The organism is Chakrabartyella piscis (genome assembly GCA_030067835.1).
Lineage (GTDB): Bacteria > Bacillota > Clostridia > Lachnospirales > Anaerotignaceae > Chakrabartyella > Chakrabartyella piscis.
Genome location: CP092441.1, coordinates 2,064,425 through 2,080,347, shown reverse-complemented (window position 1 = coordinate 2,080,347; position 15,923 = coordinate 2,064,425). Strand labels below are relative to the sequence as shown.

Here is a 15,923-nt window from a genome sequence, read left to right as displayed (position 1 = left end):
AATTTGGAGAAGCATATGAATTATAGAATGATTGCTTATCTTTTGGGGAATATTTTGCGAATCGAAGGTGTTTTCTTATCGGTTTGTGCTGTGCTTGCTATTTATTTCAATGAACGTGCAGCACTATTCGGTTTTGTAACAACTGTGGTGTTGACTTTGGTCATTGGAACAGCAGCTTGCCTAAAAGAACCCAAAAATAAAAAAATATATGGACGTGATGGGTTGGTGGCAGTTGCTTTGTCTTGGATTGTCATGTCTATTTTTGGTGCATTGCCCTTTTATTTGAGTGGTGCAATTCCAAGTTATGTGGATTGTTTCTTTGAAACTGTATCTGGTTTTACCACAACAGGTGCATCCATTTTGCAAGAAATTGAAGGCTTACCTATGAGCATTTTGTTTTGGCGAAGCTTTACCCATTGGGTTGGTGGTATGGGGATTTTGGTGTTTATGTTGGCGATTATGCCCACAGCAGATGAACGTGCCATGCATTTGATGCGTGCAGAAGCACCAGGTCCATTGGTCAACAAATTGGTGCCAAAAATGAAATCCACAGCAAAAATCTTGTATGGAATGTATTTTGCTTTGACTTTGATCGAGATTGTGTTGTTACTTGTAGGTGGAATGCCATTGTTTGACAGTGTGGTCAATGCTTTTTCTACAGCTGGAACTGGTGGTTTTGCCATCAAAAATGCAAGTATTGCAGCCTATGATACCGCTTATTATGAATATGTAATTACCATTTTTATGTTCTTGTTTGGTGTCAATTTCAACTTGTATTATTTGGCGTTATTGCGTGATTTCAAAAGCATTGTCAAAAATGAAGAATTACGCTATTTTGTTACCATTATTGTGGCAGCAATTGCGTTGATTACATGGAATATTTCTGCTTATTACGATACATTGGAAGCTGCTTTTAGACATGCTGCGTTCCAAGTTATGGCAATCATCAGTACAACTGGTTTTGCCACAGCCAATTTTGATGTGTGGCCACAATTGTCAAAGGGGATTTTGGCAGTGCTTATGATATTGGGTGCTTGTGGTGGTTCCACAGGTGGTGGTATCAAAATCTCAAGGTTTATTATCTTGGTGAAAACAGCCATTCGTGAAATTCGTTTGATGGTACATCCAAGATCTGTGAACATTGTGAAATTGGATGATGCAAAGGTGGATGAAGATGTCATTCGTGGCGTTTCCAGCTTCATCATTGTATATTTATTGGTGTTGTTTGGTTCGTTTTTGTTAATTTCTATTAACAATTTTGACTTTACCACTTCCTTTACTGCGGTTTTGACTTGTCTTGGTAATGTTGGACCTGGTTTTGCAATGGTTGGACCTGTGGAGAATTATCATTTCTTCTCAGATTTCTCAAAGATTATTTTGACTTTGGACATGTTGATTGGACGTTTGGAAATTTTCCCAATGATGTTACTGTTTGCACCATCTGTATGGAAAAAAGGATATATGTAAAATGTAAGACTAAAAACTAAGGGTGAAAAGTGAAGGACTTGATGTGTTGTAATCTGAAATATATACAATTGTAGAAAAGGATATCATCTTCCTACTAGAAAACACCACAAATCAAAATGTATTTGTAAGGGCGTCCCTGTGTGGGCGCCCGTTATCAATTGCCACAAAGTATGAATATTCCATTGTAGGGGCGATTCACGAATCGACCGTAATATCATAGACGAAAAAAATATCGGTGTGTATAAAATCTGTAAAATCCCTTGACAGATATGGAGAAAGTGATATAATCAGGAATAGAAAGCGTTGATGAGGACAGTAGTCTTTTCAAAACGGACAGAGAAAGGCACCTTAGGTGATGGAAATTGCTTTTGGTTGGAAGTGCCTACGTGTAGAGAAAATGTATGAAAACTACCTCGGAGTGGCTCTAATTCAGCCCGTTGACTACGTTATCGTCATGAATTGAGTGGTTTTTTTGTGAAAACAAAAAGGGTGGAACCACGGGAGAATACTCTCGTCCCTTTCCGTAACAGGAGAGTGGAGGAGTTTTTTTATTGGAAGAAACTATGGTAACACCGTACAGCTCCAAATCACAATCTTTACGGTTTATTTTCCCAGCATAATTGCTAAAAATACTCAACGATATTTCCTATATCGCCTGCGTTTTTTTGCAACTATGATGAAAAAATATCTTCGTAAATCTTGCAATTAGAGTTGTTCGGTATTACCACAAAACTTTCCAAGAGTATATTGTATAAAAGGAGAGAATGAAATGAAAATCACATTGAAAGATGGCGTTGTAAAAGAATTTGACAGCGCAATGAGCGTACTTGAAATTGCAAAAGCAATCAGCGAAGGTTTGGCTAGAAATGCCTGTGCTGGTGTTGTTGACGGTGAAGTCAAAGACTTGCGTTTTGTTGTAGACAAAGATGCAGAAGTAAGCATTTGTACATTCGATAGCGAAGAAGGTAAAATGGCATTTAGACATACTACATCCCATATGCTTTCCCAAGCAGTTTTGCGTTTGTATCCAGAAACAAAATTGGCTATTGGACCTGCAATCGCTGATGGTTTCTACTATGACTTCGATCGTGAAAAAGCATTCACACCAGAAGAGTTGGAAGCAATTGAAAAAGAAATGAAAAAAATTGCAAAAGAAGATTTGAAAATCGAACGTTTTGAATTGCCTAGAGCAGAAGCAATCCAATATATGGCAGATAGAAATGAACCTTATAAAGTAGAATTGATTCAAGATTTGCCAGAAGATGCAATCATTTCCTTCTACCAACAAGGTGATTTTGTTGACCTTTGTGCTGGCCCTCACTTGATGAGCACAAAAACTGTAAAAGCAATCAAATTGACTTCTGTTGCTGGTGCATACTGGAGAGGTAGCGAAAAGAACAAAATGCTTTCTCGTATCTACGGTACTTCTTATCCAAAAGCATCTGAATTGGAAGCATACTTGTTCATGATGGAAGAAGCAAAAAAACGTGATCATAGAAAATTGGGTAAAGAACTCAAATTGTTCGCTATGTTGGAAGAAGGTCCTGGTTTCCCATTCTTCTTGCCAAAAGGTATGACATTGAAAAACACATTGCTTGACTACTGGAGAGAAATCCACAAAGAAGCAGGCTATGTTGAAGTAAGTTCCCCAATCATCATGAATCGTCAACTTTGGGAAAGAAGTGGTCACTGGGATCACTACAAAGACAATATGTACACAACCATCATCGACGAAATGGATTACGCAGTGAAACCAATGAACTGTCCAGGTGGTATGTTGATTTACAAACAAGACATGCATTCCTATAGAGATTTGCCAATTCGTATGGGTGAAATCGGTTTGGTGCATAGACATGAAAAATCTGGAGCTTTGCATGGTTTGATGCGTGTGCGTTGCTTCAACCAAGATGATGCGCATATCTTCATGACAGAAGAACAAATCAAAGATGAAATCAGTGGCGTTATCCGTTTGATTGACAGCGTTTACAACCTCTTTGGTTTCAAATATCACATTGAATTGTCCACAAGACCAGAAGATAGCATGGGTTCTGATGAAGCTTGGGAAATCGCAACAGAAGGTTTGCGTGCAGCTTTGGATGAAAACAAAATCGATTATGTTGTCAACGAAGGTGATGGCGCATTCTATGGTCCAAAAATCGACTTCCATTTGGAAGATTCCATCGGTAGAACATGGCAATGTGGTACCATCCAATTGGATATGCAAATGCCTGAACGTTTTGACTTGGAATACACAGCAGCAGATGGTAGCAAAAAACGTCCTGTTATGATTCATCGTGTTGCTTTCGGTTCTGTGGAACGTTTCATCGGTATCTTGATCGAACATTTTGCAGGTCAATTCCCTACATGGTTGTCTCCTGTACAAGTGAAAGTATTGCCTATTTCTGAAAAATTCTCTGATTACGCAAAAGAAGTTGCTGACCAATTGGATGCAGCTGGCGTGCGTGTGGATGTGGATTATAGAGCAGAAAAAATCGGTTACAAAATCCGTGAAGCAAGAAACGAAAGAACACCTTATATCGTTGTTGTAGGTGAAAAAGATGTGGAAGCGAAAAAAGTTTCTGTTCGTAGTCGTGTCAAAGGTGATGAAGGTCAACAAGAATTGGCTGACTTGATTGCTCGCATCAAAGAAGAAGTTGCAACAAGAAGCTTGGATGCAAAAGTAGAAGAATAAGAAAATGATAAACGTAGGGGTGGATTCTATATCCACCCTTATTTTTATGCAAAAGATTCGGGTCATCGAGGATGCCAACCTCAACAGAGGATATTCTGAAATGAGGTGTAGGGGATGGCGTCCCCGACATCCCGTGGGTTTTCAAAAAAATAAATAGCATATACCATTAATTCTATTGACTTTTCAAAAAATAGGACTATAATCAAAGTATAAATAGCATATGCTATAAACAAATGGGGGGGTGAATGGGTTGCCAAGACCAAGAAAATACAGAAAAGTGTGTAAATTGCCAGAAAATCATGGTTTTATGCCTGTGGTACAAAGGGAAGACTTGCCACCTGTTGTGTTGCAAATAGATGAATACGAAACTTTGCGTATCATTGACAGAGAAGGCTTTTCTCAGGAACAGTGTGGGGAATATATGCACATTGCTCGTGCTACGGTGCAACAAATTTACACCAGTGCCAGAAAAAAGATTGCAGATGCACTTGTGGAAGGTAGACCCATTCATATTTCAGGTGGAGAATATTTGCTGTGTGATGGCAAAGAGCATATGTGTGAATGTGGCGGTTGTCGCAAACATAGACGATATGAAAAACAAGGAGGAAAGAAAATGAAAATTGCAATTCCTTTGGATGAAAACAAACAAGATGTGTGTCTTGTTTTGGCACGAGCTCCATTTTTCTTGTTTTGTGAGAATGGAGTAGAAGAAATTGTAGAAAATCCAGCAGCTGCTGCCCAAGGTGGTGCAGGAGTACAAGTGGCACAATTCTTAGTAGACAGCAATATCACAGTGTTGATTACACCTCGTTGTGGTCAAAATGCAGCAGATGTATTCACAGCAGCAGAAATAAAAATTTATAAATCCACAGACAAAGCCGCAATAGATCATTTGAAAGCATACCAAGATGGAACATTAGAGGAACTCACTCATTTCCATGGTGGTTTCCATGGTATCCAATGAAAATTGCTTGTTTGAGTGGTAAGGGTGGTGCAGGCAAAACCTTTGTTGCAGTCAATTTGGCAGCGGCTGTCGAAACGTGTACGTATATTGATTGTGATGTGGAAGAACCCAATGGAAGGTTGTTTTGGAAGCCTGAAGAAATGCAAACAGAATCGGTTTCTACCTTATTACCACAGTTTGATGTCACAAAATGCAATGGTTGTAAAAAATGTGTGGAATTTTGTAAGTTTCATGCTTTGGTGTATATCAAAGAGAAACCAATGGTATTTTCTGAAGTCTGTCACAATTGTGGTGGATGTCAAATTGTCTGTCCTGAGGGTGCTGTTTCAGAAGTGGAGAAACCTGTTGGCATCATTGAAATTGGACACCATAACCATGTGAAGGTGGTGACAGGAATTCTCAATACAGGTGAAGCTTCTGGTGTAGGTGTCATCAAAAGTGCTTTGCAAAAATCAAGCGAAATGACCATTTTGGATTGTCCACCAGGCAGTGCTTGCTCCGTTATGGAAACGGTGATGGATGTGGACTATTGTGTGTTGGTGGCAGAGCCAACTGCTTTTGGTTTCCATAATGTAAAGATGGTCTATGAATTGGTGACACTTCTTGGCAAACCTTGTGGTATGGTCATCAACAAAGAAACAGAACCATATACACCATTGGAAGATTTTTGCAAAGAGAAGAATATACCCATATTGGAACGCATTCTATACAATCCTGTGCTTGCAAAATATATTGCTGATGGCGAAATTGTAGCAGAAATGGTACCATCAGAAAAGAAGCGATTTGCTACTATCTTAGAGAAGATAGGAGGTGTCCTATGAAACGTTTATTGGTTTTGAGTGGCAAAGGTGGAACTGGAAAAACTACGATTTCAGCAGCTTTGATTCGACTTGCAAATGCAAAAGCAGTTGCAGATTGCGATGTGGATGCACCCAATTTGCATTTGGTGATGGAACAAACAGTAGAACCTCAAGTGACAACCTTTATGGGTGGTGATAAAGCAGTTGTCAATACAGATTTGTGCATTGGTTGTGGTGCATGTCAAGAAAATTGCAGATTTGATGCCATTTCGGTTATGGATGGCAAATCGATTGCAAATGAGTTTTCTTGTGAAGGTTGTGGCGTATGTGAATATGTATGTCCGGTGGATGCAATTCATCTTGTGCCAGATGTAGCAGGCAAACGAGAATTATATGTGGATGATAGCGTGTTTTCTACAGCAACTTTAAAAATGGGACGTGGCAATTCTGGTAAATTGGTGACAGAGGTGAAGCTTGCCATGTTGAAATCAGCACCAGAATGCGATTTGGCGGTTACGGATGGATCACCTGGAATTGGTTGTCCTGTAATGGCGTCTGTCAGTGGTATGGATTTGGTGCTCATTGTTGCAGAGCCTAGCAAAAGTGGCATCAGCGATTTGAAACGATTGGTGCAAACAATTGCAACTTTCCAATTGCAGATTATGGTTTGTGTCAATAAATATGACGTAAGCCCTAAGAATACAGATGAAATTGAAACCTTCTGCAAAGAAGAAAACATACCTTTTGTGGGAAAAATTCCATTTGATCCAGAAGCTGTGTCAGCAGTCAATTCTGGAAAGAGTATTGTGGATGTGGATTGTCCAGTGAGTGACGCTATCAAAGAAATCTATCACACGCTCTGTAGGGAATGGTCTTGACCATTCCGAAATGTTGTCTGAAAATGGAGCAGTCAAGGCTGTTTCCTATAATATATCAATTTCAACTCATATAAAATATATAACACAAAAAGGAGAAAACATTATGAAAATTGCAGTATCTTGTAATGGAACACAAATTTGGGCACATTTTGGTCATTGTGAAAATTTTATGGTTTATGATGTAGCTGATGGCGTAATTGTAACAGAAACAGCTGTACCAAATCCAGGACACAAACCAGGTTTCTTGCCAAACTTCTTGGCTGATATGGGTGTTGAAGTGATGATTTCTGGCGGTATGGGTGGCGGTGCTATTGATATTTTCAATGAACGTGGCGTAGAAGTGATTTTGGGTGCTGAAGGCGATGCAAAAGCTGCTGTAGAACAATATATGGCAGGCAATTTGGTATCCACTGGATCTGTTTGTCATCATCATGAACATGCAGATTCTTGTGGAGAACACTAACGAGTGCAAATGTAGGGGCGTACCTGTGTGTACGCCCGAATTTTTTGAAAAAACAAGAAAAAACTGTTGACTTACAGTATATTTGATGATAAAATAGGTCAGTAACAAAGAAGAAGTTCCGCTTCTCACCTTATCGCACAGCGAATAGGGTTCATACATGAATTGAAAACAGCATGGGTTTTATATAGAACACATCGGTCTGTTTTTGTGTGTGCGGCGGATTCTTCCGGCGCAATTTTTGCGTTTTGCGGAAAACACATATTTTATAGGAGGTGCTTGACCATTACTGATTTAATGATCAACGAACAAATTAGAGACAGAGAAGTAAGATTGATTGACGATGCAGGTGAACAATTGGGTATTGTTTCATCCAGAGATGCACAAAAGCTCGCTGATGAAAAGAAATTGGACTTGGTGAAAATTGCTCCAACAGCAAAACCACCCGTTTGCAGAATCATGGACTACGGTAAATATAAATTCGATCAAGCGAAAAAAGAAAAAGAAGCGAGAAAGAAACAAAAAACTGTAGATGTAAAAGAGCTTCGTTTGTCTCCGGGTATTGATACCCATGATGTTCAAGTTAAGGTGAAAAAAGCCAACGAATTCTTGAAAAATGGGGATAAAGTAAAGGTGAGTATTCGTTTTAGAGGTCGTGAAATTGGCCACTCCAAAGCTGGTATGATCATCTTGGAAAACTTTGCAAAAGAAACAGCAGAGCTTGGTGTGATTGAAAAACCTGCAAAAATGGAAGGCAGAAGTTTGGTTATGTTTTTGGCACCAAAAGGAAATTAATTTAATTTCGCAAACAGGAAGAAGCAACAAGACACAAGTAGGGGAGTACCCCACGTACTATTTCTAGGAGGATTAGCATTATGCCTAAGTTGAAAACAAAAAAAGCGGCAGCAAAAAGATTCAAAATCACAGGAACAGGTCAGTTGAAAAGACATAAATCCAACACACAACATATTCTTGGTAAAAAGTCCACAAAAAGAAAAAGAAAATTGAGACATGCGACTTTAGTTGACAAAACTGTTTTGAAAAGCGTTAAGAAAAAATTGTTACCATACGCATAATCAAATTATTCGAGGATATTTTTTAGGAGGACTTAATAATGGCAAGAGTTAAAGGCGCTTTAAACGCAAGAAAAAAACATAAAAAAGTATTGAAATTGGCTAGAGGTTACCGTGGTGCTAGAAGCAAACAATACAGAGTTGCAAAACAATCTGTAATGAAAGCTATGGCATTCGCTTTCGCTGGTAGAAAACAAACAAAAAGAGAATACAGAAGCCTTTGGATCGTAAGAATCAATGCAGCTGCTAGAATGAACGATATTTCTTACAGCAAATTGATCCACGGTTTGAAATTGGCAGATGTAAACATCAACAGAAAAATGTTGGCTGAGTTGGCAGTTTCTGATCCAGCAGCTTTCACAACATTGGTTGATGCTGCAAAAGCAAAATTGGCTTAATGAAATAAGTTAACTTGAAATCAGGATTTCAGGTTGTAGACATAGGTGAAAAAGACGATTTCCTCATGCAAGTGCTTCTTTGAAGCACCTAGAAATCGCTTTTGTCCTCAACGGAAGTGAATTCCGTTTGCGGATTTAAAGTCTGCGACGCTGAAAACCAAAATAAAGTAGTTTTTTTGATAGTCTAGACCCATTTACATTCGTGTAGATGGGTTTTTTTGAAAGAAGAACGGGGGAAGTTATGGAAGCGGTTATCGTTCGGGCATGTGGATTTTTATTTATTATAGCTTTTGGATTTTTTACGAAACGAGTGGGCATTTTTCGTGCAGCTGACAAAGAAGTTATCACAAAATTGATTATGAAGGTAACATTGCCTATGGCATTGGCTGGAAATTTCCGTTCTTTGGAATGGAGCATGACATATGCATTGGCATTTGCGATTGGTGCGATGGCAAATATTTTAGTGGTTGTGGCAGTTCTTATGATTTTCCGCAACAAAGCGGCAGAAGAAAAAACATTTTTGATTATCAATGGGGCAGGTTACAATATCGGACTTTGCACCATTCCATTTTTACAAAGTTTCTTTGATGGAGATGCTTTGGCAATGGTGTGTTTATTTGATGCGGGCAATGCGGTTATGGCATTTGGTGTGATTTTGGCTGTAGCAACCATGATCAGTCAAAACCAAAAGAAGTTTTCTATGAAAGCAGGGGGCAAAATTTTATTGCATTCTGTACCATTTATGACATATATGATTATGATTTCTTTGACATTGTTGCACATCACTTTGCCAGATGCTTTGTTTGATACAATGGACTTGATTTCTGCAGCAAATCCATTCTTGGCAATGTTCTTGATTGGGATTTTGTTTGAACCTAAGGTGCCACGCAATATCATCAAAGATATGGGACGTGTGGTGATCATTCGTTTTGTGGCAGCAACTATCTTCATTTTCATTGTATTCCAAATGCCAGTTTCTCTTGTGTTCAAACATGTCATCAGTTTGGCATTGGTATCTCCAATTTTAAGCATTGCACCTATCTTCACCAAACAATGTGGTGGGAATGATAGTGCAGCTGCAGTTTTGAATTCTTTGATGTTACCTGTGTGTATGGTGGTCATGACAATTTTATTGGGTATATTCCAAGTGGCTTGATATTTATAAATTGGATAAGGCGGGAACTGACTCCCATTTTAGCGTGTCGAAAAAGTCGACACGCTAACTTGAAATCAGGATTTCAAGTTGTGGTTATAGGTAAAAAAGACGATTTCCTCGCACAAGTGCTTCTGAGAAGCACCTAGAAATCGCCTTTTATCCTTGACAGGAGTGAATCCTGTCTGCGTATTAAAGTCTGCGACGCAAAAAACAAAGGGATTTTAGTCTTTTGATAGTTTAAGGCGGGAACTGACTCCCGTCTTTTTTTAATGGGATGTTTTGTGGATTTTGATTTTGTGCATAAAAAGAAAAAGAACCAAAAGGCTCTTTTTCAAAAAGGGGAGGGTATGTATTACTATGTTATGTATCCTTCTCTCTTAAGGATGTATTTAGTATAAAATAAGATAATGAATGGGATATGTAGTATTTATGAATAAATTGTTAACAATACGAAACGGTTTTGTAAATAGCTAGGGAATCTCTAGGTAAATGTATAAAATTACCAATTATACGAACTGTAACTGGAAACAAACACCATTTTGTGATAGAATAAACCAGATCCATTACGTTGTAAAACTGAAAATGAAAATACCAAATATGGAGGTAAAATCATGTATCATAAGGAAGAAGTTCGTAATTTGTTGCAAGAAGAAGGTGTTTCCTATCGTTGGGTGGACCACGAAGCAGCATATACCATTGAAGATATGGAACGTATGGGAATTGATGCAGATGCAGCGGTTGCCAAAAATTTATTTTTAAGAGATCAAAAAGGCAAAAAACATTATTTGGTGGTATTGTGTGCAGATAAGCAGGTGAATTTGCGTAGTTTTGGCGAAACCTTTGATTTGGGAAAACTTTCCTTTGCATCAGAAGAACGGTTGATGAAATATTTGGGACTTACCAAAGGTTCTGTAACACCATTTGGTATTTTAAATGATATCAATTGTGAGGTGCGTGTGTTCATTGACAAGGATTTGGAATTTGTAGACGAATTGGGTGTACATCCAAATGACAACTGTGCTTCTGTCTTTCTTTCCATGAAGGACTTGATTTCTATTTTGTCTAAATTTGGAAATGATATTTCATTTGTAGAGATTCCCAATCAATAAATTTCAAATATTCGTTGAGTCATAAGGATTGGTGTGGTATAATAAAGTTTGATATATTGGGAGGAATATGTTCCTCTGTTGAATGAGTTTGGAAGGAAAGAAATTATGGAAGAAATCAGATTGGCAGAACTTTCTGGAGAAGAACGTTTGCGCCAAATGGAATATATTGCAAAAATCCGAAGTGAAAACGATGCTTGGGAAGCAGCCGGTAACCCCAAAAAGAAATATTTTAGCTTTGTGATGGGGTGTCAAATGAATACACACGATTCTGAAAAATTGGTGGGTATGCTTAAGGAAATGGGTTATGCAGAAGGAGATTCTGAAACGGATGCAGACTTTATCATCTACAATACCTGTTGCATTCGTGAAAATGCAGAACAAAAGATATATGGTAAATTGGGTTGGTTGAAGCATTACAAAAAAATAAATCCCAATGCAATTGTGGCAATTTGTGGTTGTATGATGCAACAAGAAGGTGTGTTGCAAACCATTAGACGAGAATATCGTAGAGTGGTGGATATGGTCTTTGGTACCTTCAATATTTATAAATTACCTGAACTGTTGTATAGAAGATTGGAAACAGGAAAACCTGTATATGACATCTGGCAAGATTATGAAGAAGTTGTGGAAGACTTGCCTAGAGCACGTACAAACCCGTTTAAGGCATCTGTCAATATTATGTATGGCTGTAACAATTTCTGTGCATATTGCATTGTGCCTTATGTCAGAGGTCGTGAACGCAGTCGTGAAGCAGAAGCTGTTTTGGCAGAAGTGAAACAATTGGCAGCAGATGGTGTGAAAGAAATCACTTTACTTGGACAAAATGTCAATTCCTATGGTCAAACCTTGGAACATCCAATTTCTTTTGCAAAATTATTGCAGATGGTGCATGAAGTGGAAGGTATTGAACGCATTCGATTTACAACCTCCAATCCAAAGGATATTTCAGACGAGCTGATTGCAACTATGGCAGAATATCCAAAAATTTGCAACAATTTGCATTTGCCACTGCAAGCAGGTAGTGATTCTGTTTTGCAAAGAATGAATCGAAAATATACAAAGGAATCTTATTTGGAACAGGTGAAAAAACTACGAGCAGCAATGCCAGATATCACATTGACCACAGATATCATCATTGGGTTCCCTGGTGAAACAGAAGAAGATTTCCAAGATACCATAGATGTGGTCAAAGAAGCAAAATATTCCATTGGATATACCTTTATGTATTCCAAACGAACAGGAACACCAGCAGCAACCATGGACAACCAAGTGCCAGATGAAGTGATGCGTGAACGGTTTGAGCGTTTGCTTGGGGTTTTAAATCCAGGTATTGCAGAGCTCCACAAGGACTTTGTGGGACGTGAAATGGTGGTTTTGGTGGAAGAAATCAGTAAAAATGATCCAAACGTGGTCACAGGACGTGCAGAAAACAATCTTGCAGTCTATTTTGAAGGTAGTTCGGATTTGATTGGAAAAATGGTTCCTGTCAAAATCGTTTACAATAAAACATTTTATTTATTAGCGGAAAGGATTTTAGGTGAATCACATGGCAACAGTATATGAATTGGCAAGAGAACTTGGTGAAGCTTTGACAACAACACCTCAAGTAGAAGCGTTATTGGCAGCAAAAGAAGCATATGAAGCAGATCCAGAAATTGGAGCAAAAATTGAAGAATACTCCAAATTGCACCAAGAATTTGAAATGAAAGTGCAAGCTGGCGAAATCGAAGCAGATGCACAAATGACATTCCAAATGGATATGGCAAAAAGAGCAGAAGAAATCAGAAACAACAAATTGGCTTCTGAATTGTTTGCAGCAGAAACAAACTTCAACAACTTCATGAACTCTATCTTCACAATTGTAACTGCTACAATGACAGGTGAAGAAGTACCTCAAGAAGATGGCGGATGTAGCCCAAGTGCGTGTGCATCTTGTGGATGTGGCTGTGGTCAATAATCAAAATTGACACATTAACTCGAAATCAGGATTTCGAGTTGTAGACATAGGTAAAAAAGACGATTTCCTCGTGCAAGTGCTTTTGCAAAGCACCTAGAAATCGCTTTTTCTGTAAAAGGAGCAAAGCCCCTTCTACAGATGAAAGTCTGCGACGCAAAAAGCGAAAAGAAACCTGCGTTTTGGCAGTCTATGGGGCAGTCATTTTGGCTGCCCTTTGGGTGTTTTATGATGATTTCCAATTGGAACTATGAGAATTGAGAGTTCTCGTTGGAAATAACCATATAGGAAGTATCAGATTAGGAAGTACAAGATATAGGAGGAATTGTCATGGCTAAATTGACACCTATGATGCAACAATATTTTGAAATCAAAGAAAATTATCAACAATGTATTCTCTTTTTTCGTTTAGGAGACTTTTACGAAATGTTCTTTGAGGATGCTGTTTTGGCGTCCAAAGAATTGGAAATCACATTGACAGGCAAAGAATGGGGTCAACCAGAACGTGCTCCTATGTGTGGAGTACCCTTTCATTCAGCAGATGGCTATATTGCAAGACTTGTGGAAAGAGGTTACAAAGTTGCCATTTGTGAACAAGTGGAAGATCCAAAGTTCACCAAAGGTATTGTAAAACGTGATGTGGTGCGTGTCATCACACCTGGTACTGTAATGGATAGTACCGTTTTGGATGAACGCAAGAATAACTATATTTTGTGTGTATATGGAAGTACTTCTGGCTATGGAATTGCCACTTGTGATGTGACCACAGGTGAATTCCAAACCACAGAATTTGAAAGTGTGCAAGCTGCCACAAAGATTTTGGATGAAATTGCAAGAGTATCACCAGCAGAAGTGGTGTGCAACGAAGCATTTTTGTCTCATCCATTGGCAAAGGAAATTGAAAAGAAATTCCATTATTATTTGAATGATATGGATGGTAGATTGTTTGATGTACAAACTGCAAAAGACACCTTGGTGAAACACTTTGGTGTGAAATCTTTGGATGGATATGGTCTGAAAAAGAAGAACTTGGCAACCTCTGCATCAGGGGCTTTGTTGTGGTATCTTTTGGAAACACAAAAAAACGAGTTGAACCATATCAATACCATCAAATACTATACCAGTGCTGATTTTATGATGTTGGATGTGTCCACCAGACGCAATTTGGAATTGACAGAAACCATGCGTGAAAAGTCCAGAAAAGGCTCTTTGCTTGGGGTGTTGGATGAAACCAAAACCGCTATGGGTGCTAGACTTCTTAGAAAATGGGTGGAACAACCACTGCTTACTTTGGATGCCATCAACGATCGTTTGGGTGGTGTAGAAGAATTGGTTTCAGATCTATTTTTGCGAGAAGAAATCAAAGAAATTTTGAATACCATGTACGATTTTGAACGTATCATGAGTCGTATTGTATACCAAACAGCAAGTGCAAAGGATTTGGTTTCTTTGAAGCAATCCATTACACATTTGCCATCATTGCAAAATTGTTTGGGTCGCTGTAACAGTCCATATCTTAAAGATTTGTTTGCAAAATTAGACCCTTTGGAAAATATTCATGATTTGATTGCAACTGCCATTGTAGATGAACCACCTTTTACTGTGCGTGAAGGCAAAATGATTCGTGAAGGTTATCACGATGAGCTGGATACTTACTTGAAAGCAAAACAAGAAGGTGCTACTTGGGTTGCAAAGCTAGAAGAAGAAGAAAAAGAAAAAACAGGCATCAAAAACTTGAAAATTCGTATGAATAAGGTGTTTGGATATTATATCGAAGTGACCAAATCCAATGTAGGGGAAGTGCCAGAACGTTACATTCGTAAGCAAACATTGGCAAATTGTGAACGTTACATCACACCAGAATTGAATGATTTGGCAGAACTCATTTTGGGTGCAGAAGAAAAAATTGTAGCACTGGAATACAATTTGTTTTCAGATATCAGAAATGCAGTTGGTGCAGAAGTGGAACGCATCCAATATGCAGCCTATATGGTGGCAATTGTGGATGCATTGCAATCTTTGGCAACTGTTGCAGAAAGCATGAATTATGTGAAACCAATAGTGGATACAGGCGATGTCATCTCCATTGTAGGTGGACGTCATCCAGTTGTAGAAAAGGTGATGGATACACAATTCATTCCAAATGATACCTTTTTGGATGCAGAACAAACACGTCTTGCCATCATCACAGGTCCCAATATGGCAGGGAAGTCTACATATATGCGACAAACAGCTCTCATTGTGTTGTTGGCACAAATGGGTAGTTTTGTACCAGCAGAATCGGCTCACATTGGTATTGTGGATCGTATTTTCACAAGGGTTGGCGCATCTGATGATTTGAGTGCTGGTCAAAGTACATTTATGGTGGAAATGACAGAAGTTGCCAATATTCTCAACAATGCAACCTCGAAAAGCTTGTTGATTTTGGATGAAATTGGACGTGGTACCAGTACATTTGATGGGCTTAGCATTGCTTGGGCAGTGGTGGAACACGTTGCAGATGTGAAACAAATTGGAGCCAAAACCTTGTTTGCTACACATTACCATGAACTTTCAGAACTAGAAGGTAAATTGTCTGGTGTGAAAAACTACTGTGTTGCAGTCCAAGAACAAGGCGAAGATATTATTTTCCTTAGAAAAATTATGCGTGGCGGTGCTGACCATAGTTATGGGGTACAAGTTGCAAAATTGGCTGGTTTGCCTTATAAGGTCATCCGTAGAAGCAATCAAATTTTGAAAAAGCTCAACGAAGCGGATATCACCAAAAAAACAAAGAAACTTGCCATGGAATCCAAGGAACAACAAGAAGAAGTGGCGATGCAAATGGATATGTTTTCTGTGAAAGAAAGTCAACTTGTGGATGAAATTTTGAAGTTGGATGTAATGGCAATGACACCGATAGAAGCATTGCAAGCTATTTTTGAATTGCAGAAAAAAGCAAAAGGATTGTGATTCAGCATTATTTATATAGT

The 15,923-nt window shown here is 38.6% G+C and carries 14 protein-coding genes; all 14 read left to right on the top strand.

Translation table 11 applies throughout. The annotated features are described in order from the left end of the window. The first annotated feature begins 15 nt into the window (after nt 1-15). The 14 genes from MJY40_RS09405 (at nt 16) to mutS (ending at nt 15,903) form a co-directional block, all read left to right on the top strand. The gene (locus MJY40_RS09405; protein ID WP_317853989.1) at nt 16-1,467 is read left to right on the top strand and encodes a TrkH family potassium uptake protein; all 1,452 of its coding nucleotides are present in this window, start codon (nt 16-18) and stop codon (nt 1,465-1,467) included. A 769-nt stretch (nt 1,468-2,236) separates the two neighbouring features. Next, a complete protein-coding gene (gene thrS / locus MJY40_RS09400) occupies nt 2,237-4,159 on the top strand; it encodes a threonine--tRNA ligase (protein WP_317853988.1) in 1,923 nt (640 codons plus the stop codon). A 250-nt stretch (nt 4,160-4,409) separates the two neighbouring features. Beyond that, nucleotides 4,410-5,123: a DUF134 domain-containing protein gene (locus tag MJY40_RS09395; RefSeq protein ID WP_317853987.1), complete on the top strand. Its 714-nt coding sequence runs from the start codon at nt 4,410-4,412 to the stop codon at nt 5,121-5,123. Continuing rightward, entirely contained in the window at nt 5,120-5,944 is an 825-nt protein-coding gene (locus MJY40_RS09390) for a nucleotide-binding protein (RefSeq protein WP_317853986.1), read from the top strand. Before MJY40_RS09395 ends, MJY40_RS09390 begins: the two co-directional genes overlap by 4 nt. Continuing rightward, entirely contained in the window at nt 5,941-6,801 is an 861-nt protein-coding gene (locus tag MJY40_RS09385) for an ATP-binding protein (protein WP_317853985.1), read from the top strand. Before MJY40_RS09390 ends, MJY40_RS09385 begins: the two co-directional genes overlap by 4 nt. 103 nt (nt 6,802-6,904) lie before the next feature. Then, nucleotides 6,905-7,264 carry a NifB/NifX family molybdenum-iron cluster-binding protein gene (locus tag MJY40_RS09380; protein ID WP_317853984.1) on the top strand — a complete coding sequence of 120 codons (360 nt, stop codon included), beginning with the start codon at nt 6,905-6,907 and terminating at the stop codon, nt 7,262-7,264. Between the two features lie 294 nt (nt 7,265-7,558). Next, nucleotides 7,559-8,056 carry a translation initiation factor IF-3 gene (gene infC, locus MJY40_RS09375; protein ID WP_317856440.1) on the top strand — a complete coding sequence of 166 codons (498 nt, stop codon included), beginning with the start codon at nt 7,559-7,561 and terminating at the stop codon, nt 8,054-8,056. An 80-nt stretch (nt 8,057-8,136) separates the two neighbouring features. Then, nucleotides 8,137-8,337: a 50S ribosomal protein L35 gene (gene rpmI / locus MJY40_RS09370; protein WP_317853983.1), complete on the top strand. Its 201-nt coding sequence runs from the start codon at nt 8,137-8,139 to the stop codon at nt 8,335-8,337. 38 nt (nt 8,338-8,375) lie between these two features. Beyond that, nucleotides 8,376-8,732: a 50S ribosomal protein L20 gene (gene rplT / locus MJY40_RS09365; protein WP_317853982.1), complete on the top strand. Its 357-nt coding sequence runs from the start codon at nt 8,376-8,378 to the stop codon at nt 8,730-8,732. A gap of 241 nt (nt 8,733-8,973) precedes the next feature. Further along, entirely contained in the window at nt 8,974-9,888 is a 915-nt protein-coding gene (locus MJY40_RS09360) for an AEC family transporter (RefSeq protein ID WP_317853981.1), read from the top strand. A 611-nt stretch (nt 9,889-10,499) separates the two neighbouring features. Continuing rightward, complete coding sequence (locus MJY40_RS09355; protein WP_317853980.1) at nt 10,500-10,997, top strand: prolyl-tRNA synthetase associated domain-containing protein; 498 nt, start codon at nt 10,500-10,502, stop codon at nt 10,995-10,997. A gap of 105 nt (nt 10,998-11,102) precedes the next feature. Continuing rightward, complete coding sequence (gene miaB, locus MJY40_RS09350) at nt 11,103-12,560, top strand: tRNA (N6-isopentenyl adenosine(37)-C2)-methylthiotransferase MiaB (protein ID WP_317853979.1); 1,458 nt, start codon at nt 11,103-11,105, stop codon at nt 12,558-12,560. Next, nucleotides 12,544-12,954, top strand: coding sequence for a YlbF/YmcA family competence regulator (locus tag MJY40_RS09345; RefSeq protein ID WP_317853978.1), 411 nt, complete (start codon nt 12,544-12,546; stop codon nt 12,952-12,954). The genes miaB and MJY40_RS09345 overlap by 17 nt, the downstream gene beginning before the upstream one ends. 327 nt (nt 12,955-13,281) lie before the next feature. Continuing rightward, the gene (gene mutS / locus MJY40_RS09340) at nt 13,282-15,903 is read left to right on the top strand and encodes a DNA mismatch repair protein MutS (RefSeq protein ID WP_317853977.1); all 2,622 of its coding nucleotides are present in this window, start codon (nt 13,282-13,284) and stop codon (nt 15,901-15,903) included. Nucleotides 15,904-15,923: the final 20 nt, after the last annotated feature.